Origin of the sequence: Pseudoalteromonas sp. HM-SA03 (assembly GCF_002289345.1) — a bacterium.
In the GTDB taxonomy this organism is placed as follows: domain Bacteria; phylum Pseudomonadota; class Gammaproteobacteria; order Enterobacterales; family Alteromonadaceae; genus Pseudoalteromonas.
Genome location: NZ_NSDG01000119.1, coordinates 88,308 through 109,905 on the forward strand (window position 1 = coordinate 88,308; position 21,598 = coordinate 109,905).

Here is a 21,598-nt window from a genome sequence, read left to right on the forward strand (position 1 = left end):
TGTAACCTCAGGTTAAGTAGTTTTACCTTGCCATATTATGGCAACTGAGGATTCGTTTACATGAAAGATAAAAATCAATTAGGACTCGAGCAGCTCGCCGAGATGCCCATATTAGCGCTGTTTATTCGAACCTGTATTCCCATTTGTATCGGTTTACTCGTTGTGGGTTTATATGCCTTGGTCGACGGCTGGTTCATTAGTCGCTATGTGTCAGAAATGGCATTTGGTGCCGTGGCAATGATTTACCCGCTACAAGTGTTAATGATAGCGCTAACTGCTATGGTATCTGCAGGCATGGCGGCCACAATGACAAGGTTAATCGGTGCAAAGCAAGTAGATAAAGCCGCAGAGGTTATCGGTCATGGACTGATAATTGGCGGTATAGTCAGCGTGGTATTCTTGGTACTTGGTTGGCTTTATCCACTTGAGCTCTTATCACTTTTGCAAGTGGAAGCGGTTTTTGTAAAGGATGCGCTTAGCTACTTACAGCCACTATATCTTTGTGCCATTACCGGAGTTTTATTACCTATTGTGGCAGACATGTTCCGTGGTCAGGGTAAACCGCAGTTGATGATGCTGTTGTTATTAGTCTCCGCTGTGCTCAATATACTGCTTGATTATCTATTTATCGCGCAATTTGGTTTGGGGGTTGCTGGTGCGGCATATGCGACAATCGCAGCGCAATTGGGGGCATTGATTATTGCGCTTCAGCTCAAAAGAAAGCGTACTGACTTGCTTGCGGTTAAGGTGTGTTGGAAACCTCGAGCTTGGCTACCGATCCTCGCAATCGGGATGCCTATCTTGATCACGCAATTTTGCCTTGGCGTGCAAACTGCGGTGGTTAACTGGCAGCTGTTGTCGTTTGCAAACGAAAATTGGGTAGTCGCCCACGGCATGCTGGGACGTATTATTAATTTCGCAATTTTACCCGCGATTGCAATGTTGATCGCATTTCAAACTATTGTTGGCTATAACTTAGCGGCAGGACATAGTGGGCGAGTAAAAGCGTGTACGCGTGTTGCTTTTTTAGGTATGACAGGATTTGCGCTGTTATTGACGCTAGGGTTGATGGGATTGCCGAGGCTATGGCTGAGCCTGTTTACCGAAGCGAGTGAATTTCTCGAAATAGGAGAGCGCGTTTTTCGCTCAGCCCTTTGGGGGATGCCGCTATTTGGCGTGGTAATTTTAGCATCTGGATTTTATCAAGCAAAAGGTGATGCCAAACGCGCTTGTTTTTACAGCGCCTTGAAGGTGATGTTTATTCTAGTTCCATTAATCGTTATTGCACCGCACTACTTTGGCTTAAATGGTGTATTTATGGCACTTGTAGGGGCTGATTTTATAGCCGCAGGGTTAACACTGATACTGTGTTGGCGGCACTATCAACAGGCTAAGAGCCAATCGGGAGAGATACAGCTTGCATCAATCAACTGAGCAAAAGTTAAGCGCTGAAGAGATATATTTAGGGCGGTTACAACCTGTCATTGAGTGGGTGCATAGTAATCCAGAGTCGCCGCTTTCGTTACAGCAAGCGGCGAGCCTGAGCCATTTTTCTAAGTTTCATTTCCAGCGCATTTTTGCAGCTGTGATTGGTGAATCTTTGAGCCAGTACACTAATCGCGTGAGGTTGGAGCGCGCGGCCAATATGTTGTTGCTAGCCGAAGAGTACAATGTGACAGATATTGCGCTACAGTTTGGTTTTTCTGGTAGCGCAAACTTTTCGCGAGCGTTTAAAGAGCACTTTGGTGTGACTCCTTCAAGTGTGCGAAAAACAGAACAGCTAAGGAAGCTGGTGGCAAAAAATAACATTGAGCCTGCCCTTAACACGACACAACTTACCCGGATACACGCATTAAGAGCTGAGCGACACAGTGTTATTCAGCCTGTTAAACTACACTCTATTTCACAGCTATCCTTATGTACATTACGTGCGTCACAAGGCTACCAATTGCAAGGAATTAGCGCCTGTTGGCAGCAGCTTGCAGCGTGGGCTAGTGCACATGGACTGGATTATAGCCAAGTACAAAAGTTTGGTTTTGGTCATGATAATCCCGTTTTTACGCCACTAGATAAAGCGCGTTACGATGGCGCAATTGTGATTAACGACAAGTTAAAATCTGCGGTGACTCGGCCATATCAACTCAATGTGCTCAGCGCGGGAATATACGCAATTTTTGATTACCGTGGAGCAATTAAAGACTTGTTGAGTTTCCAATTAGATATTTTTGCAAAGTGGCTGCCACAAAGCGGATACGNCCTTAATTGAACATTATCCGGAAGTAATTTCACAAGAAAATGGAGGCTCGCCAAGTGAAAAGGTGATTGCGCTGGAAATCTGGCTAAAGGTCAAGCCGCTAAAATTTACTAAATCAATCTAAAAACTTCACAATTCGCCCACAAACTTTAAGCATGATCAACCGTACACCTAGCGGGAGATTAAAAAAGTGGTTGAACTAGAGTTAATTCGAGTTGATAAATACAGCGAGCAGACTTTTACACATTTGCTAGAAGCGAGTCATTATCAAAAGCAGGTGGGCTCGTTTGAACTGTGTAGCGCAACCAATATCGCTTATCTTTTTTATGCTGATGGTAAGTTGGTTGGCTTTACCGTAATTGGTATTTCAAACCGCCGAGAGTTTGAAGTCAGTGCACTGTATATTACTCCTGCCGAGCGCAGAAAGCGTTACGCCACCGAGTTTATGGCACACATTTGGTCGGTATACAAAGGTCGTTGGAAAGTGCGTATGCAAGATAAGGTTGAAAGCTCGTGTGGCTTCTGGTGCAAAACCTTGGCTGACATGACCAATCGCATGGACGAGAAAGCGAGTTTGAACGTTTAGTACCATTCCTGTTTTTCTAACCAAAATGCACGGCCAAAACCGCCTACATATCGAACCCTAGCCACTTCAATTCGCCATAGGTGAAAATCACCGAGCATGGCATATTGCTGAGCTTTTTCGTGTTTTATTACGAATTGTGCAATCAGGCTTTCGCTATCTGCTCTTGGCAGTTTGTGTGCATGCCCAAGAATAGTAACTCGCGCATTTTCAACGTCTTCAACCGTACCATCACCGAGCACCATAAACGAAAGTGCCGGGTGCTTGGCTAAATTCTTGGTGTGCTGGGCGATATCACTAATGAAGAAGTAAAAGTGATTATCTTCAAGAAAAACATATTGAGCGATAGAAGAAAAGGGAAACCCCTTTTGGTTGTTAGAAAGGGTAGATAAAAATGCGCTCTTATGGTTTTGGCATAGGGCCTTTGCTTCGTTGATTGCGGTTTCTCTCATCTTGTTATGCGCTTAAATAGTAAAACACCTAACTGCTATGATCGCTAAAACTAAAAATAAAATCAAAAACTGAGTAAGCAAAATCGCAAATTTGAAGCTACCTTTTTAAAAGGTATGTTGGTAATTTTTAGAGTATTTACTTGGTTTTTTATCTCGTTTGTAACATAGTTTGTTTACTCAAAACAGAGCAATGACATTATGCTAAGTAAACTAACAATAAAACAAAAAATTACTTTAGGCTTTAGTGCATTAGGCGTGCTGCTGCTACTTGCGTGCGCGCTTGCTTATTTAGCATTGGCGCAAATAAAGTCCGCTAATCAAAATATGGGGCAAATTACTTTGCCTATTCAGCGCAGTGCTGACGCCTTGCAACTTGAGCAGCTTAAGCTCAGCAAGTTGGTTTCTCAAGCTTATACCCTCGAAAGCGAGCAAGATATCAATCGGGCGCGACAGCAATTTACCACACAGCAGCAACTGTATGTTGAGCGCCAGCGGCACTTAACGTCATTGACGCAAGCCATGCCTGAATTTGTCACACCATTAAAGCAAACTCTGGCGCTGGGTGAGCAGCTCAGTCGTGCCGCAGAACAAATGTTGCAGGCTAAGACAGATGTTGTACAAGCGCAGCAACGGATCCAATCACAATATCAAGCACTTAAACAGGATAAAGAACAGGCCAGCAATGCCATGCTGGATCTTGAGTTAATCGAGACAGACAAAACACGGCAGTTGGAAGAAATGGTCGGGACTGGCGTTCGTATTGATGACATGTTGTTTACTTTGGAAAACAACAGTCAGCGGATCAGCGGGTTAACGCTAGAGCAAGTAGAACAGCACCAGCAAGACATGCTGTTTTTATTAGATAATATTGAAAATAACCTAACGTTTTTGAAGCGCCAAGCCTATGGCATGGATGCAGATGATTTGTTAAATCAGTTTAGTGAGGGCATGACTAAGCTCAGGGAAAAGCTGGGTGAGCCAGGTCATCTTTATGTCGCGGTACAAGAGAAACTGCGTCAGCAGCAGCAAGCGGCGATGTTATACAAGCAGTCAGAGCTGCATGCGTTTGCCATTTTAACCGAGCTTGAGAAAATGCAGCAAAGCGCCAATGCGGCGTTTAATCGTTCTCAAAATAATGCTGAAACCCTTATCGAGCGGGCGCAAAATACCGCCATCTTATTGGTGATTGTCTTTATCGCTTTAGGTGCGTTTATCTCGGTTTCAACCAGCCGGGCAATGCTTGGGCCGTTGGCTGCGGTGAATAAAATGCTTAAATACCTTGCTGCTGGAGACTTTTCGAAGCAAATGAGTAAGCGCAGTGATGATGAATTTGGTCAGTTAATTGATAATATCAATCAGGTTAAAGACAATCTCCGTGCTTTGCTAGAGTCAATCAATAATCAGGTTCATGAGTTAGAAGGACTATCGGAATCATCATTAAGCGAAAGTAAACAAATAGCCCATAATGCGACTGAGCAAATGCGCCGCATGGATAATGCCAATCGCTTAGCACAAAGTATATCAGCTAGTGCTTTGGCGGTTTCTAAGCGCTCGTCAGATAGCCTCGCGAGCATCCATACCGCTAACCAGCATAAAACCGAAGTCAGTAAATACACACAAGACAATAAAGAACATATTTTATCGCTCAGCACGCGCATGAGTGAAGCGGTAGAGAGTATGACTCAATTGACCACACATAGCGAAAATATCGGCAGTATCTTGGATACCATTGTTTCTATCGCTGAGCAAACCAATCTGTTGGCGCTAAACGCAGCAATAGAGGCGGCTCGAGCTGGTGAGCAGGGAAGAGGGTTTGCGGTGGTCGCCGATGAGGTTAGAACGCTTGCGTCAAGGACGCAAGAGTCGACTAATGAAATTAACCAAATGATCGCAGCACTGAGACAAGATACACATAGCGCCTCAGAGGCCATTAATTCCGGCCAACGTGATGTTGCCTCATGTGTTAAACAAAGTGAGGCGCTTGCCAGTGCCATGGATGAAATTGCCAACGCTATTTTACAGGTTACGCAGTTGAGTGAAGAAGTCAGCCAAGCCGCTGATCACCAAGCGACGGATTGTCAGCAAATTGAGCAGGTGATGCTAGATGCACAAAGTACCGCAAATGAGAATGCTCAGGCGATGCAAAGCTTGGCGAAAGGCAGCGAGTCACTAAGCAGCTTCTCGCATCGTCTAGCAACACTGGTTGAGCGTTTTAAATTGTAAAAGTGTAAACCGCTATTCAAATACGCTTTGATGGTCTGGAATAAATATAAGACATTACTGCGATTTTTATACTGCCAACTACACAGGCTAACCAGGCCGCTGGTGAGAGCAAAATAAGTAACGCATAGCTTGCTGTCATGCCCACTGTTGCCATGACTTTGGCCTTGAGCGGAATAACCTTGTATTGCTTCCATTGCGTTAATGAAGCGCCAAACCTTGGGTGATTTAGCAGCCACAAGGCAAGCCTAGGAGAGGCTTTTGAAAAGCACGCCAAAGCCAGAATAAAAAACACAGTGGTTGGCATGACGGGCAAAACAATACCAATAACACCGAGGGCTACAAATAGGTATCCGCATAGCAGTAGGGCTATTTTTTTATAGTTGGCTAAGGCGGCTTTAAACATCATGAATAAACGTGTGCCTGGAATGCTTGGAAACGGGTGAATGCCTGACGAGCACCTTCAATTAGCGCCTGTTCTTGCTGTTCGCTCAATTCAATTGAGTCTATGATTTGCACAAGCTCTCGCCAAGCGCTGCCGCGGCCAGCTCCTGGGCCTGCTAAATATCGAGCGCCGTGCTGCGCATTAAAACTAAGCTTGGCCCCAACTTGTTTACCTAGCATGGCTGCACCTACCTTTGAGCCCTCAACCACATACAGCCAGCCGAGCGCTTTGGCGGTGTCGGTATTATTGGTTACTTCTGGCATTAAGTAGGGAGTAGGGATGGCGGTTTCAAGGTCGATAAAGTCTTGCTCAAGCAAGCCTAAGCGGCGACGCTCAGCCAAATCAGGAATAAGCCCTAACAACTCTGGGTGTTCATAAAGGGCGCTCACATCTTTTAAAAAATAAAACTGTAATCGCAAGAAATCGAGATAGCTTTGTGTATTGACGAATGGGTTTTGCGCCATAATGGATTTGTCTACATTGTCGTGGGTATCTGCAGTTGCATGTTTTAAGTTTTGCGCTCGAGAAAGTGCAGAGGTAACAGTAGTCATTAATGCTCCAAGGTGATGTAAAAATATAGCGCTGTCTTTAAGCAAAAGTACAGCGCGTAAGTGTTTATTAAAGTTTGATTTCTAAGCCAATCGACATGGTTTGCCCAGGTTCCGGCATTGCGACGATTGAGCCGGTTGAAACCTTATATTGATCGGTCAAGTTGGTGATCGCTAGGCTGCCTTTGATGCTGTCGCTAAAGATATAATCAAGATAAAAGTTGAGCTGATAGCCTGCTGGAATATACTCAAGTGCAGTTACCCCAGTCCCTGCCAAAAAGCCGCCCGGGTGATGTTTCTCAGAGTGCTTTTTGTAAGTAAAGCCCATATCAATTGTGTCGTTAAAGAGTGTCATGCCAAGCGTAGCGATATAGCTTTTTTCAGGGGGCACACGAAGTGGTGTTAAGCTGCCTGAAAAGCCCGTTGTGTTACAAGTCGCGGTGCCTTCAGCCTGTGCAATTAAACGTGAACACATCTCTACATTTGTGTACTTGGTGTAAGATAACTTGCTGTAAAATAGGTCGCTTTGGTAATGAATACCAAACTCTGTGCCAGGCAGTTTAAACTTGTCATAGTTGGTAAAGGTAAATGTTTGTTCCCATGAAGGTGCATCGGGTTTAGGTAAAAAGCCGGTGGCTAGCATGTCTTCAATATGGGTGTAGAAGTACTCCGCCGAGATAATTAGCTTATCCCCGTGGCTGAGTAAGTTGCTAAAGTCACTCTCAAAGCCAATATCATACGATTTCGTTTTTTCAGGGGTGATCGGGTAGTCACTAGAGTAGGAAAACACCTCATTAGAAACCGTTGTTTCGTACAGGTTTGGCATACGATATGCGTTGCTGTATTTGGCTTTAATGACTGTATTATCAAGCAATTGGTAATTTGCTTGCACAGTCACATCCGCTTTGGCATCAAATGTAAGCTTCTCGCCTGCTTGATAGTCCTCGTTTGCCGAGTCATGAAGATTTAAGTTCAGTGCAAGCTCTACTGGCGCAAGATCGATAGTGGCATTGGCAAATAACGCTCGTTTTGTTTGCTTGCCATGTCGTGAAGTCGCTTTTAAATTGAAGTCAGCAGGGTACCAGTCTCGATTAAAGTTGTCTTTCCAGTCTTTATGTGGGCTTAATTTTTCAACTTGCCAGGATAGGCCATAGGTCAAAATAATCGGTGTACTTGCCAGAGATAATGCAGAGGTATTGAATGCACTTATCCCATGACGCTGATTATTATAACGGTGAAAGTATTGTCCCGCATTTGCTCCTAGGTTGCTACCTAGTGCATTATATTGCTGTAATCTCGCGCTGGTACGCCAAACGTTAATACTGAGATCAACTAATGAGTTATTACTCGGTAAAAAATGGTATAGCGCACTGGCACTATTTACCAAAGCAGAACCCGGAGCCCACTGCGGCATGGTTTCTACACCTTCTGGAATTTCTTCGGACATCCATTGTTCTTGGCCACTTTCATCGATCACCTTCCAAAACTTGGTGTCACCGGCTCGTTGTTTGTACCAGTAGGTGGCTAACATTTCTCCCGCTTCTTGCTTATGGTAGCGTGTATTCACCTCTAACGATTGTTCATCCGTAAATGCATAAGTTAGTTTGGCTAGGTATGAGTCGCTTTCAAAGCTTGTATTGACGACTTCTCCATTTTGATTAACCGGCGGTGGAATAAGGTCGACTACTGTGACTTCGTCATATTGCCCTTGGTGTTCAGTTGAAGGCTCCCAACGCACGTACTCCTTGGCTTCAACAAAGTCGTTAAAACTATTTTTACCAGCAAAATAGTTACCAACCTTTTTCTTACTGTAAGCGAGTACCACTTGCAAATTATCTTGTTGATAAGCGGCCGCTAGCGTAAACCCACCGCCTGCAAAGTCGAGTGTGTCATTGTGGTTGCTGATTTCGTAATAACTTTGCAGGCCAAAGCTCTCAGGTACTTCAGGTGTTTTATTATTGTTGTGCGTATTTATCTTAACTAAAGCGCCAAGATTCTGACCGTCTTGGAGAATATCTTGCGTGCCTAAGGTACGGATATTGACTGTTCCGCCGATTGCGCCTGAGCCAAAAGGAGATGCTTTGGCTGATGCGCCTTTTTCGACATTTACCGAGCTTATCAAGTTTGAATCGATATAGGTTCTGTCAGACGAACCCATATAGCCTCGGTTTGTGTGCGTTGATTGCAAACTTCCGTCGATGAAAATCGGCACTCGGCCTTCGCCTTGAACGCCACGAATACCGATATCAAGTGCACCCGCTTCATTTCGAATATTGTTTGCCTCTACACCAGAAAACGTTGAGAAGATATCCGAGTTAGATAAGCCCTTGGTTCGAGCAATCTGTTCACGATTAAGGTTGAGTTTATCGCCTTTGACAGTGATAACTTCAATATTATCTTGCGGATTTGGTGTTTGGTTGTGCTTAGCCAGAGTGTTATTGAATTTGCCTTTTGCTGGCGTTAACCCGCTAATCGCCGCTTTAATAACAATGTTATTGTCGATAATGCTCGCTGTTAACTGGCTACCTTTTAGCGTACGCTCTAGTGCTTCGGTTAAACTGATTTCACCTTTAAGTGCAGGGGCTTGCAGGCCATTTAATAGTTTCGCATCGGCAATTAGATTCATGCTCGCAGCCTCAGCTACCTGCGTTAAGGTATGACTAATAGGTTGCTGTGCAAGATTAAATTGATATATAGCAACTTGACTCTGCGCGGCTGCAGGCAGGCTCAGGCCAAGCCCGAGTGCAAATGCTAAGGGAGTGAGTTTTGTGTTGAAAACAGAGCGAGTTCTCATTGTTATGCGTCCAAATAAATTACCTAAGGTGAAAACGAATGAGAATGAGAACTCCTCAATAAAAATTTAAATGTTTTTATCTTGTCATCGAGAATTAACTATAACTATATGATTATTAGACTCTTTAACTTCTACAGGGAGAACATGTGGAAGTAAGTTTAAAAAGCTTTTTAGCTCTGATGCTAAAAAAGTACCCGAAATTACTAATTGCTCAGTTGATTGAGCGGTTAAGGTGTAACTTATCGCATGATGTCGTTTAAATTCCTCAAATACTTCGTTGAGTGGCGCATTGTCGAACACGAGTCGTCCTTGTTTAAACGCATCAACGAGATTGAGGTTTGGATCAAACTCAGTCTTGACAATGCCGTCACTGCCCACGACCGCCATTTGACCTTTTGTTAGCGTTATTTGCTGATTTTGGCTTTGCACGTTTACACGGCCATGATCCACCACAATGCGAACGCTATCGGCTTTTTTATCAACGGAAAAGCGGGTACCTAATACGGTAATTTTTGTGCTGCCGGCACTGATAACAAATGGTCGGCTTTTGTCACTGGCAACGTCAAACAGCACGCGACCACTGAGTAGCTTATTACTGCGCCGGTTGCCATCAAAATCAATAGCGAGGGAAGTTTTGGCATCTAAGGTCAGTAGCGAGTTATCGGGCAGTGAGATATTGCGCAATTCGCCTCGTGATGACTGATAGCTGGCGTGAAAGGTGTCGTTGTTTACTTGAAAGAACCACGTTTGATAGCCAAAGAAACTCAACGTAAGAAGTGCAAAGCATGCAGCAATGGCGAAGTACCGCTGAGTTGTCTTTGATTTAAGCTTAGAGTGTGTAACTGGGTTCTCTAATTGTGCAATGTCTTGCTCTGAAAATTGCGATAACAGTCGCTCAACCTGTTTACTTTCTTGATAGGCTGTTTGGTGCGCACGGCTTTCACCAAGCCAACGATCGAGCGCTTGTTGCTGCACTTTATTGAGCCCTTGCCCTTCGAGTTTCAGCCAGTGGTTTACTTGCTGTTGTATTGATACATTATGACGGTCCATTGTGATTCTCTTATTGTTTTTGTAATGCGTTACGGCAAGTGAGCATGGCAGTTGCCAAGTGTTTTTCGACCATGCTGACAGATATCCCCATTTGCTCTGCTATTTGTGGCTGATTTAAGTTTTTAAATTTATAGAGCACAAATGCTTGTTTGGTTTTTAGGGGTAAGGAGTCGATACTTCGATTAAGTAATGCCAGTTGCTGTTGACTTGCAAGCTTAGCCTCGGGCTCATAATGACTTGGCGCGACTAATTCGACGTCGTCGGGCTCTGCAATGGTTTGATTCTTTCGATACTGATCAATCACAATGTTTTTCGCGGCTTTAAAAAACAGCGCGCGCTCTTGCGTGTTATCCTGCTTTGGATTGCTGCTTTTATAACTTAGTATTCGGGTATACGCCTCTTGAACTATATTTTGAGCCTTGTCTTTGCACCCCACTGAACGAGCGATATAACTTAATACTTCTGAGTAATAACGTTCCAAAATACACCAGTTTGCTTTTCAAAAGTCGCGCATACTAGCATTAAAAATTGTTATTGAGAATTGTTTTTGTTTGCGTTTGCTGGCTTTGAACTGTTCGTTAATAGATTTTATGTTTTTAGTGTTTTTACTTGAAAGTTGATTGTAAGATCATGAAACAATTAGCTTTACTTTAATTTTGTGGATCCAACCACCAAGCGCAGTGCTTATTAAGGCGTAGGAGCGATACCTTTGATAATGCGCTGGCAGGCGCTGGGATCCATAAAATGGGGCACCGGATAATCCGGATGTGCTTCTTTTAACGCCAGCTCTGCGAGTAGTGCTGCATCATCAGGGAGTACTTCGGCGAGCGTGGTTTGGATTTGTAAATCAAGCAGTAAGCGCTCAATGTGCTCTAAAAGATCATCTGCTTGGCGCTCGACGGGATAGTCTAACGAGGTTAATCCACAGTATCTGGCGATGAGCGCGAGTTGCTGGTTAATGCGCTCGCCATACCAGGTTAGCACGGGCATGAGTAACACTGCGTTGGCAAGCCCGTGCGGCGTACCATATTGAGCGCTCAATTGGTGTGAAATTGCATGCACGTAGCCGACAGAGGTTCTGGTAAAAGCTTGTCCTGCGTAATGAGAAGCGAGTAGTAGCTGTGTTCTTGCTTCTAAGTTTTGTGGGTCTTGTTGCGCTTTGGGTAGATATTCAAAGATGGCTCTACAGGCTTCAAGAGCACGTTCGCGGCTAAACTTAAGACAGTTAATGCTCAGTAGCGCCTCAATGGCGTGGGTTAGTGCATCAATTGCCGTTGTCGCAGTGATATGTGCGGGCATACTTGTGGTTAATTCTGGTAATAACACGGCATGGTGTGGCACTAAACAAAAATCAGTCGCGGCATATTTGGCGTGATTAGTAGGATCGTTAACGACGGCGGCAACGGTGGTCTCCGAGCCGGTTCCTGCGGTTGTTGGGATCGCGATATTCGGCGGTAGGCGTTTTAATACTTTAAACAACCCTTTGAGTTTAGTCACCGGTTTGTTCGGCTTGACAGCCCGAGCACCGATCAGCTTGCCCGTGTCGAGTACCGAGCCACCGCCAAGCGCGATAATTGCTTTACACTGATGCTGTTGGTAGACCTTTAGACCATCTTCAACGTTTGTTATGGTTGGGTTGGGTAAAACATCTGCGTAATAATGCGTGACTAACTCTGACTCACGTAGTGTGTTTTCCACAACCTGATGCAAGTTGAGCTTGAGCAGCACTTGGTCGGTCACGACTAAGACGTTATCTCCACTTTTTAACCCCAGCGCCTTAATGGCGTCTAACAGCCCCGTTTTTCCCTGATGTAATTTGGGATTCGGGATCCCGATAAAAATAACAATGCACTTTAGGGCAAAATGGTAAATACGGTAAAACCAACTCATTGCGATCCGTCTAATTTTGTTTTTGTATCATTTAAAAAATGTAGACGGATCATCACTGAATTGCTAGCAAATTTTCGGCTAGTTTGTAGTGATTTGCTGTGAAACTGGCTTTTCTTCTTTAATTGGTGCTTTGGGCTTGTCCATCTCAAATGCTTCTATCATTAGCAAAATATGGGCCGCGCTCCATGAAAAGTTCGGAGCACCTTGCTGCTCGCCGGTGAGTGGATTATAGTTTTCGCGAATAGGCGCGTTTTTCATCAGACCATCCGCATTTTGCATAAATCGATCAAGCAAAGTGTTCGCTTCAGTTACATAACCATAATAACTTAGTCCCATCAAGCCAAAATACAATTGGTCAAGCCAGACACGACCACGCCAATAGATGTTTGCGCCAAATGCAGGGTTGGTCTGGGATGAAGAGCCTAGAGGAATATAGGTGTTGAATTCACTGGGGCTGAGCATTACTTCAGAGACGCGTTTAGCATGATACGCTGTTGCGACCTGATTAAAGAGCGGAGCCCAACCCTCCGGGCCGCGACCACGTTCAACGATTGGTTTTCCTGCACAGCCATTTTCAAGCGGTGATGGGGCAATGCGAATGTCGTAGTAGTATCCGCTGTGATCGTCGAACATGCAGCGGTTAATATAATCGGCGATCTGCTTTGCTTGTGCTGAAAATGCTTTGGCTTCTTGTGGTTTTGCTAAGATATCGGCGATGGTACTCAAGTTTTTGGTATCAGAATAAAAATAACTGGCCCCATCAACCGATTCTTGCATCAAAGAGTAGCCTAGTAGATGGCCTTGGGCGTCCTTATTGCTAGCAAATTCGACTTGCCAGTCTTTAGCATCACCACCTTGCTTCACATAGGTCTCAAGCTGCTGTGGTGAGATAAAACCAAAGTTAGCAGCATCGTCTCTTCCAGACTCCCATGACGCTGCGGTCTGGGCGGGAATACTTATCTGTTTACCTTGCGCCTGCGCATCGCGATAGGCTTTTAGCCCAAAGTGGGCATGCTTTTGTTTTCCTTCATGTAGATAAAATAACAGCTCACCCGCTTGATTATTATGGTGTTTATCTATGGTTGCACCAAATTCAGGAATGCCATTTTGGTTGTGATCGCGGTTGTGCAGCCACCAATCACGATAGGCGACAAGTTTAGGGTAAATTTGTGCAAGCCAAGCTTTATCTTTGCTGGCATGGTAGGTATTCAACACCGCCCAAGCGGCCAGCGAGGGTTTTGAATTCCGTTCACTCCAATTGCCCCCATCGCCACCGCGTTCTGGTGGCAGGTTATAACCAATTAAATCGGGTAATAAGCCTTTATCTTGGGGTCGCACAGGATCGTTAGCTGCTATTTGATAGGAAAATACGGCATCAATGTTGGCCTTGGCTAAATCTGGTGCAAATAGTCTCAGCGCTGACGCTTGTTTCCAGCTGTCCCAAGGCCAAGTTAGATTGCCGGAAAACCAACGGGCAGTAACCGAAGGCGATACGGTATCAAACGCGATTGCCCCTGCGGGAGATCGCCAGTTACCAATAAGGGTTTCAACGGCTTTTATCGCCAATGTTTGTTTATCTCGTGGTAAGGTTTGATAGCGTGCTAAATAGCCCATCCAGCGAGCTTTAGAGCGTTGCCAATACGTAACAGGGGATGAGAGAATTTCGGCAACGGCCTTTGCTGTTTGTATGCGTTCCTGTTGATTGTGTACATAACTTATGGCGGTATAAAACTGCAGATCACCAGAGATTTGCGTCTCGCTATAATAACGGTTTTTTTCCACCACATTTTTGAAAGGGATTGTGCGAGTGAGTGAGTACTCGTTGCTACCAGAGGTCAGAAGCGCCCACGGATCGCGAACACGACCAAAAGTGGTACTAATACCACTTTCATTGGCAACCATGGTTGGTGCGAGCTTAGGGTATTGTTGGTCCAGTGTTTGTTGTTCATTAAGCTGGTGGAGTAATTTGCCGTCCAATTTTAAAGTCAGTTGTTGCTTTGTATGAATAGTGGTTTGAATAAGAGAAACACGCTCACTTACAAAGCGTAATCGGATTGTGACCGTTGCCAGTTCATGTCTGAGTGTTTGCACCAGCTCTCCGGGCAGGCTGTACTGCGCTGCATCAAATTGCAACTTGGTCTTACCATGAAAAACCTGTAGACGCTCAATACGTTCAAATAAATACGTTAAATACTCTTCGGTGATAATCGCGTTACCCGTGAAGCCGCCAAACTCCGCAGCGCTATGAGGAAGTAAGTGACCATGCCATGCGCCGTTATCAAAAAGTGGTGAATATGGACTATGGCCAAACTTGTCTGCGGGCTTCATCACCTGAGGATGACCAAAGCGTGAAACCGCATTGATGATCTTTGGGCTTGCGTGTGTTTTGCATGCTACAAAGAGCACGAGTAATAACATTCCTGTGAGTACTTTCATTTGTTATTTTTGAATAAAGTATACAATTTTGGAGATGCTATCACAGCGACGTGCAAAGTTCAGTAGCAAACGATGAATTACTCGTCAATGGGGCAGCCGACATCAACCTTTTTGCGTTGCACCTGTACTCGTTCAGCGGCGGCGCGTAGCCGACTTATATATTCTGGAGGGGCGCTGGGATTGGCGGTTAAATAAAGGGTTTTACTTAACTCAGGGACTTCTAGCACTTTGTCCCATTGCTCCACTAAACCCATTCTAGCAGCCATTCTATCTACAAAATTTTCGGCACCAAAAATAAAGTCTATTCTGTCTCTTTCAAGCAGCTCACCTGCACGACTCAAACTGGTTACTGATAGCATGTTCTTATCGGCGACAAAGCCTTGTGCCTTTAAGTAGTTTTCGGAGAGTTGATCAGCCGCAACAGCGACAACATGTTGTTTGATTTTCCATATTTCCCATACTTGTTGATTGGCAATATCAGCACGCTTATAAAATGCGACCTTTAGCTCACAAAGTGGCGCAATCCAGATGTGGTTTTCTTCACGTTGTTCTGTTCTGGCGATCGAGTAGAGCAATGAGTACGGGGATTTTTTGGAAAAGGCTTTTGCGCGAGCCCAAGGCAACATATAAATTTGATAACTTAGCTCTGCTTCCCACATAATGAGGCGCACAATATCCGTAGCAGGCCCTGTAATGGTGCTGTTCTTTTGCTCTATCTGGTACGGAGGAAAATGCTCTGTGTAGATATCTACTTTTGTTGGTGCTGTGGCTAAGGCACTGAATACACTAAATATCCCTATAACGCTCCCAATTATATACAGCATATCACATTCTCAAGATCGTTTTTAACAGTATAACTCATAATGTGTTATTGGTTTTGGGTAAATTAATGTACCAGTTTAAATTCTATATTGGTGTGTTATTGGAAATTATTATATGGTTTTTTGGTGTCTTTTAAGAATCAAATAATGGCGTAAAATTGCTCTCGTTGTAGAGGAGTCGTTATGCGCTTAGTTTTATTCTTGCTTATGTTGTTTGTGTCTACTTACTCACATGCTAGTGAAGTTGCAGTTGATTATGTGATGGGAGAGGGGGATGTAAAAGGGTTGCGGCTTGGGTATCGTCCCTTGCATTATAGTTTAGCGGATTATGGTTTTGGAGAAGGGGCCTATGTTTATTTTGAACTAAGCACCAACTATTGGGAATATGGCAAACCAAAACGCTCAGACACGACGTTTGCCATTGCATTGTCACCAGTGCTTAGTGTTCCACTGACCGAGTTTGCTGGCAAGCCGGTAAATTTTGAGTTTGGGATTGGTATGACCTACGTCAGTGATACCCGATTTGCGGGCAAAGACATTGGCGTTCACTATCAGTTTGAAGACCGTATTGGACTTAGTGTTAATTTGAACCCCAGTACTAAAGTTGGGATCCGATATCTGCATTATTCTAATGCTGGTTTGAGCGACCACAATCCCGGTCTTGATTTTTTTAATGTGTTCTACGTTAAGCGGTTTTAACGCTTAATTTCATTGAGTTAGTTTTATCTCCCTTTGTGATTTCAAGGATGAAATTTTTCTTACTAAATAACCTGAGCTGCGGATAATTAATGCTTTTCTAGCAGCCAGTTTTAGCGCTAACTGCGTTGAATTCACTTCCAATAGCCAGCTATTGGTGCGTAAATTCGCCTTGCCTACAGGATGTAGGTACCTTAGCGAGAGCAGGACGCGGAAGCGGTGTTTTCCCTAAAACTTGCTGGCTAGACAAGGAAAAAACTAAGTTGTGCTTTAGCAACAATGAGTTGGAACATTCCTTATCCAAACCTCAGGTTAAATAACGTCATTTTTTCTTTATAGAGTTCCAGTTTCCGAGATAATAGAATGCAGTTAAACGCTTGACCTAAACTAAGGTTTAGGAGTTAGGGTTCTGCGTAAATCAATAATAATCAAGGAACATCAATGGAGAATAGCTCTGCAATTGAACGGTTAAAGCGTTTTACACCTTTAGTTTGGGTCATGCTTATTGGTAACTTTTTTGTTCGCGCTAGTTACTACATGGTATGGCCTTTTTTGGCTGTTATTCTGTACGAGAATTATGGACTGAGTGCAACTGAGGTCGGTTTATTGTTGACGGTGTCCGCTACTTTTGCCGTATTTTTGGGGTTTTATACGGGGAATCTTGCTGACCGCTTCGGTCGCACCAAAATGCTCTACACGGCAGTGTTTGTTGGTGTGATTTCTTTTTCACTGTTGGCTGTGGCTGAATCGTTGTGGCTGTTTGCAACGTCAGTGTTCTTAGCTTGTCTACCCAGAACGCTGTGGGATGCGCCTAGTAAAGCGTTACTTACTGAAGAGCTTGCCGACGCAAAAGACAGGGAACTTGCACTGCATTTACTCTATTTTCTCGTGAATGTGGGAGCGGCTTTAGGACCATTGTACGGTCTATGGGCGGGGCTTAATGGCGAGCAGTTTAGCTTTATTTATACTGGCATTTCGTATATTGGTTTGTTGCTCGCGTTGCTTTACTTTAGACCTAAACAGAGTAAAGCGCAGACTTTTGCTTTGCAATCTGCCGCTCAGTCAGTGCCGAAGTTTGCACAGTGGCTGGGTATCTTGCGAAAAGATAGGGTCTTTTTAATTGTGCTAATTGCTACAACTTTAGTGTATTTGGTCTATGCGCAATGTGACTCTAGCCTAGTGCAGTATTTGACGCGTGCAGAGGTCCCCGATTTGGCTTGGCTAATTTCTAGCTTAATCATCGCAAATTCTAGTGTGATCATCGTTTGTCAGTTTCCATTACTACATCTGATGCGTAATTGGCGCATTGAAAATAGGCTTTATGCGGGTGGCGTGATATTGATTATTTCACAAGTCATGATGGCCTTGAATGATGTACAAAATATTTGGGGATGGATTGCAGCCATGATGGTGTTAAGTCTGAGCGAAGCAATTATGTTTACTAACATCAATGTCTATATTGACAGATTGGCACCAGATAATCTGAAGGCTAGTTATTTTGGTGCTGCTGGCTTATGTTCATTAGGGTACGCATTAGCGCCTATTTTAGGCGGACTTATTTTAGATTTTTACTCCGGCATGATGCTGTTCATCATCATGACCTTAGTATCTATCACCGCACTTGGGTTTTATCGCATCGCTGAGCTGAAGCCTAAGGCGACGTCAGAAGCGATATAGCTTAGCTAACTCGGTGACCTAGAAAGGGTCACCGACTGTTTGCTTTTATATTAATGATCCTAAGCAAAGGTTAGTTACTTTACTTCCCCGCCATTTTTTGCAAGTAATCCAGACGTTGACGCTCCGCAGCCGAGGGCTGATATGGGCGCTTCTCTAGCGCATCAAAGTAGAAATCAGTGATGTGGTATTCGGTTATTTTGCTATCACCAAACTGCGCGAGCTCTCCAGGCATTGGCGACATTCTCTCAATCACAAATGTCTTTAGCTTGAACTGGGACGGGCCGGACTTTTCTGAAAAAGGAGCAAGCACCGACTGATGTGCTTTTAAGTTGAATACCTGTTTCCCTTCGCTTAGCTTTTGCTTTTCAACCAAATGACTGATTGGTGTGCCATCGGAAGTAAATAGGTTTGCACGGATACGATAAGTACCACTTTGCTTTACTTCAAGTTGCAATGGAATTATCAGGTCTGCTTGCTCGGGGTAAGGTTCAGCAATGGCGAGCAGTGTGGCGCTAGGTTGGTAATAGCGGATACTTGCCGTTAATGCAACGGCCTTAGCCGAGCTTGGCTTAGCACGCACGACGACATTCAGCTCTTGAGGCCATGTTGTCTCGCCATCGACTGCACCAAGCCAAATACCATCAGACTCTTTGAGGCGGGTGGTAGATAGGGTTTGCTGTGATGTAGGGTTAAGTATCGTTGCGGTTGCGTTAGAAAATTGACTACCAGATAAACTTATCTCGATAGTAGCAGGGTGCACAAAGCGATATTGATTCAGCGACAAAGACACTTGTTCGTTGTTTTCTTCAATTGGCATTTCGATGGCATAGAAATGATTTGGATTGAGCCTATCAAAATCACCTTTGCCAAGGGGCTGTGAATAAGGAGGTAGAGAAATACTATACTCATAATGTGCCGCAGCTGATTGCGCAGCTTGTGCCAGTGGTAGCGATTCAATCAGTGATTGTTTTTGTGCTATCGTAGTCTTAGGTATGGCTGGTGGCGTCAAAATAGGAGTGGTGACTTGTGGTGTTGTTGCTAACGCAGGTGAGGGCAGAACTTCGCGCTGCAAGGCAAAATATCCTGCAGTGATACAGATCACAATAAGAATGACACTAATCAACAAAAACTTTTTCATAGCAATACTCGGTTAATATAAGGAACTGCATGGAGCAGTTCCTTGGGTATAGAAATTAGCAAAATAACCGTTAAGTTATAGTGAGTTCAGTATTAACTGTGAAAAACTTTGTGAGTTAGACTCGCTAACATAACGGTAAGTCTTTTTCCAAAACCAGCTACCCGTTGTTTCTTCATAGGTGTTGTAGCTAATCGTTTTATAACCCGCGTTAAACTGAGTACGAGCCGCTGTTACTTTGCCTTGGTATCCTGCATCTGGCAGGTTACCGTGGCTATATTCCGCGCTCATTAGTAGTGGATAGTGATATGGCATAAAGCTAGTTACAGCATCATCTTGAGCGGCTAACTGACCGTTGATAGCAACGCTTGTGCTACAACTACCAAAGTCACCTTTTGTCGATGCACCACAAGAAGAGTGTGTTGACACAACACCATCATCATTTCCTGGTAAGAAACCTGAAGTGAGGCCGTAGTAATCGCTTGCATCAGCAACAAAACGTAGGCGAGGCGCATTGTCACTTGGGTACTGAGCAACTTGTCGCGCGTTATTTACTTTTAAATCCCACATGATACCAAACTCTTCAGGCATACTGCCAAGCCATGCCTCAACTGCTTGGCGAGTAAGTTCACCGACTACACCACCAGAAGTCGCAGCGTTGATAGCAGTGTCTGCGAGTTCGCTTCCGCCACCTGCACCTGCAAGGTCAAAAGTAGCAATGATATTGAGTGGTTGAAGACCCGCATTTTCAAGCCAGGTTGCTTGGTTATCTAAGATATAGCGCGCAACCAAATCACCCGTTGAGTGGGTAATAAAGACACAGCCAGAATTACAAGTTCCATTTTCTGCAAATGCTTTTAGTTTTGGCCAAATATAATCTGTTGCAATTTTGCCTTGTAAGCGTTCATAAGAAGGCCAATCAATACGCTCATCAGCGTGGTTTATCCAAAAAGATGACCAGTATTCTTCACCCTCAAGCTCGACATTAGTACTGTTAGGGCGATTAAGTTGGTCCGCTTGAAAGCCATGAATTAGAATTGTTTTATATTCATCGGCCTGCGCGGGAGTTGCAAGTGCAGCACTTGTTAATAACGCTGAAAGTGCAGCAGTGTATACAAAGTTAGTTTTCATTGTCTAAGTCCTTTAAAGCGCCAAGTGCTACATCTATGGTCGGCCTACAACAAAATTCCCTACTTTGTTTAATCGTCAATTCGGGAAACTATAGGCATCGCACAACTACTTTCACTACTACTGAAACGCATCTTTGTTAGTATATTATGTGGCGTGAAAAGCTATTCCCACGCCGGTCTAAAAAGCTAAAATCACGCCATTTCAGGGTTGTTATGGAGTTCAGATAGCAGGTTCAGGGTTTTCTCGCTGCGGTTTACAAATGGATTAGTCTCATCCCATACATAGCCCGCAAGCACAGAAGTGATTTGGCTCTTAATTCTTTCAGGCTTGTTGTCTGAGAAAAATAGGCGGCGCAAACGCCCGTCGTACCAGCCTTCAATGTAGGTGCGCATGACAGCAATCCCTTTAAGCATATGCGCTTCATAATCTTGCTGCCAATCGGCTTCCTCGCCATTTAACTGAGCGACAATGAGATCAGCTGCGCGAGCGCCTGACTCAATCGCAAACATAACGCCGGCTGAAAATACGGGGTCAATAAATTCACTGGCGTTACCGGTTAGCACAAAATTTTTGCCGAACAGTTGTTTAATACCTTTTGAGTAGCCTTTGATCTCCTTTGGCTCCATACACAGCGTCATTCCTTCCAGCATTGCTAACACATGTTGATCGCGAGCAAGGTAGGTTAAAAAGCGCGCTTTAGCATCGCCCTCTGCACTTTCCAAATACTCAGGGTTACCAACAAAGCCGACTGAAACACGACCGTCAGAGAAAGGTATTAGCCAAACCCATACATCCTCTTCGTGAACCAGAATCGTTACTTTATTGTTTTCAGTCCCAGTCTCCATGCCATCAACTGGTTTAAATTGCGCGAACAAAGTTGCCCGAGTCGGTGCGGACGAAGGTTCATTTAAGTCAAGTAGATTTGCTAGTACTCGGCCATAGCCGCTTGAGTCAACAACGAATTTGGCTTGTATCTCCTGCACATCACCGACCTCATTGGCTACCTTAATGATAGACTCTGCTAGATCCATGTTGGCATCGACTACGGAAGTGCCAAATTCGATAGGGACTCCCATTTTTTGCACTTCTTCAGCCAGTACATTGTCAAAGTCATCTCTCGGTACTTGCCATGTCCACGTCCAGCCATCGGTGTAATTTTGAGAGAAATCGAAAAACTCTTGGAAGTCATCTTGTTTAAAATTAGCACCAATTTTCTTTTGGTAATTGCGTGCGACTAATGCATCCATAAATCCAGCATCTTCCAGATGCTGCATACTTTGTGGTAGAAGACTTTCACCGATCACATAGCGTGGAAAGTGGCTACGTTCAACGATCTTCACGGTTAATCCTGCTTGGATTAGCTTTGCAGCGGTCATTGTCCCAGCAGGTCCAGCGCCGATAATAAGTACATCTACATTTTCCTTAGCCATTTTGTAATTCCTTAATCATATATTGTGAGAAAATGT

The 21,598-nt window shown here is 44.3% G+C and carries 18 protein-coding genes; 6 read left to right on the forward strand and 12 right to left on the reverse strand.

Going from position 1 to position 21,598, the window contains the following annotated elements; translation table 11 throughout:
• Positions 1–60 precede the first annotated feature (60 nt).
• The 3 genes from CKO50_RS22930 (at position 61) to CKO50_RS22940 (ending at position 2,840) form a co-directional block, all read left to right on the forward strand.
• Positions 61–1,434 carry an MATE family efflux transporter gene (locus tag CKO50_RS22930; protein ID WP_095730065.1) on the forward strand — a complete coding sequence of 458 codons (1,374 nt, stop codon included), beginning with the start codon at positions 61–63 and terminating at the stop codon, positions 1,432–1,434.
• The gene (locus CKO50_RS22935; protein ID WP_255231175.1) at positions 1,418–2,266 is read left to right on the forward strand and encodes a GyrI-like domain-containing protein; all 849 of its coding nucleotides are present in this window, start codon (positions 1,418–1,420) and stop codon (positions 2,264–2,266) included. The genes CKO50_RS22930 and CKO50_RS22935 overlap by 17 nt, the downstream gene beginning before the upstream one ends.
• A gap of 178 nt (positions 2,267–2,444) precedes the next feature.
• The gene (locus tag CKO50_RS22940; RefSeq protein WP_255231176.1) at positions 2,445–2,840 is read left to right on the forward strand and encodes a GNAT family N-acetyltransferase; all 396 of its coding nucleotides are present in this window, start codon (positions 2,445–2,447) and stop codon (positions 2,838–2,840) included.
• Here CKO50_RS22940 and CKO50_RS22945 read toward each other — a convergent pair.
• Positions 2,837–3,289, reverse strand: coding sequence for a HugZ family protein (locus tag CKO50_RS22945; RefSeq protein ID WP_095730066.1), 453 nt, complete (start codon positions 3,287–3,289; stop codon positions 2,837–2,839). The two genes, CKO50_RS22940 and CKO50_RS22945, sit on opposite strands and share 4 nt — an antisense overlap.
• A 198-nt stretch (positions 3,290–3,487) precedes the next feature.
• Here CKO50_RS22945 and CKO50_RS22950 point away from each other — a divergent pair, with 198 nt between their 5' ends.
• Entirely contained in the window at positions 3,488–5,512 is a 2,025-nt protein-coding gene (locus CKO50_RS22950) for a methyl-accepting chemotaxis protein (protein WP_095730067.1), read from the forward strand.
• Between the two features lie 16 nt (positions 5,513–5,528).
• On the opposite strand, the gene CKO50_RS22955 is transcribed toward CKO50_RS22950, so the two are convergent.
• From CKO50_RS22955 to CKO50_RS22990, 8 genes are all read right to left on the reverse strand, one after another.
• Entirely contained in the window at positions 5,529–5,918 is a 390-nt protein-coding gene (locus CKO50_RS22955; RefSeq protein WP_095730068.1) for a YbaN family protein, read from the reverse strand.
• Positions 5,915–6,505 (reverse strand): biliverdin-producing heme oxygenase, encoded by a 591-nt coding sequence (locus tag CKO50_RS22960; RefSeq protein WP_095730069.1) that lies wholly within the window; start codon positions 6,503–6,505, stop codon positions 5,915–5,917. Before CKO50_RS22960 ends, CKO50_RS22955 begins: the two co-directional genes overlap by 4 nt.
• Positions 6,506–6,572: 67 nt before the next feature.
• The gene (locus tag CKO50_RS22965; protein WP_095730070.1) at positions 6,573–9,296 is read right to left on the reverse strand and encodes a TonB-dependent receptor; all 2,724 of its coding nucleotides are present in this window, start codon (positions 9,294–9,296) and stop codon (positions 6,573–6,575) included.
• An 84-nt stretch (positions 9,297–9,380) separates the two neighbouring features.
• Positions 9,381–10,346, reverse strand: a complete 966-nt coding sequence (locus tag CKO50_RS22970; protein WP_095730071.1) for a FecR domain-containing protein — start codon at positions 10,344–10,346, stop codon at positions 9,381–9,383.
• 10 nt (positions 10,347–10,356) lie between these two features.
• Positions 10,357–10,827 carry a sigma-70 family RNA polymerase sigma factor gene (locus tag CKO50_RS22975; protein WP_095730072.1) on the reverse strand — a complete coding sequence of 157 codons (471 nt, stop codon included), beginning with the start codon at positions 10,825–10,827 and terminating at the stop codon, positions 10,357–10,359.
• Positions 10,828–11,033: 206 nt separating this feature from the next.
• Entirely contained in the window at positions 11,034–12,236 is a 1,203-nt protein-coding gene (locus CKO50_RS22980) for an iron-containing alcohol dehydrogenase (RefSeq protein WP_095730073.1), read from the reverse strand.
• 78 nt (positions 12,237–12,314) lie between these two features.
• The gene (ygjK, locus tag CKO50_RS22985) at positions 12,315–14,672 is read right to left on the reverse strand and encodes an alpha-glucosidase (protein ID WP_255231181.1); all 2,358 of its coding nucleotides are present in this window, start codon (positions 14,670–14,672) and stop codon (positions 12,315–12,317) included.
• Between the two features lie 77 nt (positions 14,673–14,749).
• Positions 14,750–15,496 carry a transporter substrate-binding domain-containing protein gene (locus tag CKO50_RS22990; RefSeq protein ID WP_095730075.1) on the reverse strand — a complete coding sequence of 249 codons (747 nt, stop codon included), beginning with the start codon at positions 15,494–15,496 and terminating at the stop codon, positions 14,750–14,752.
• A 180-nt stretch (positions 15,497–15,676) separates the two neighbouring features.
• Here CKO50_RS22990 and CKO50_RS22995 point away from each other — a divergent pair, with 180 nt between their 5' ends.
• Together CKO50_RS22995 and CKO50_RS23000 are read left to right on the forward strand one after the other, a co-directional pair.
• Entirely contained in the window at positions 15,677–16,192 is a 516-nt protein-coding gene (locus CKO50_RS22995; RefSeq protein WP_010604071.1) for an acyloxyacyl hydrolase, read from the forward strand.
• A 438-nt stretch (positions 16,193–16,630) separates the two neighbouring features.
• Positions 16,631–17,866 (forward strand): MFS transporter, encoded by a 1,236-nt coding sequence (locus tag CKO50_RS23000; RefSeq protein WP_095730076.1) that lies wholly within the window; start codon positions 16,631–16,633, stop codon positions 17,864–17,866.
• 79 nt (positions 17,867–17,945) lie between these two features.
• On the opposite strand, the gene CKO50_RS23005 is transcribed toward CKO50_RS23000, so the two are convergent.
• The 3 genes from CKO50_RS23005 to CKO50_RS23015 all read right to left on the reverse strand — a co-directional run bounded on the left by CKO50_RS23005 (position 17,946) and on the right by CKO50_RS23015 (position 21,562).
• The gene (locus tag CKO50_RS23005; RefSeq protein WP_095730077.1) at positions 17,946–19,004 is read right to left on the reverse strand and encodes a hypothetical protein; all 1,059 of its coding nucleotides are present in this window, start codon (positions 19,002–19,004) and stop codon (positions 17,946–17,948) included.
• A gap of 75 nt (positions 19,005–19,079) precedes the next feature.
• Positions 19,080–20,132, reverse strand: coding sequence for a hypothetical protein (locus CKO50_RS23010; RefSeq protein ID WP_095730078.1), 1,053 nt, complete (start codon positions 20,130–20,132; stop codon positions 19,080–19,082).
• Between the two features lie 191 nt (positions 20,133–20,323).
• Positions 20,324–21,562 carry an NAD(P)/FAD-dependent oxidoreductase gene (locus CKO50_RS23015; RefSeq protein WP_095730079.1) on the reverse strand — a complete coding sequence of 413 codons (1,239 nt, stop codon included), beginning with the start codon at positions 21,560–21,562 and terminating at the stop codon, positions 20,324–20,326.
• Positions 21,563–21,598: the final 36 nt, after the last annotated feature.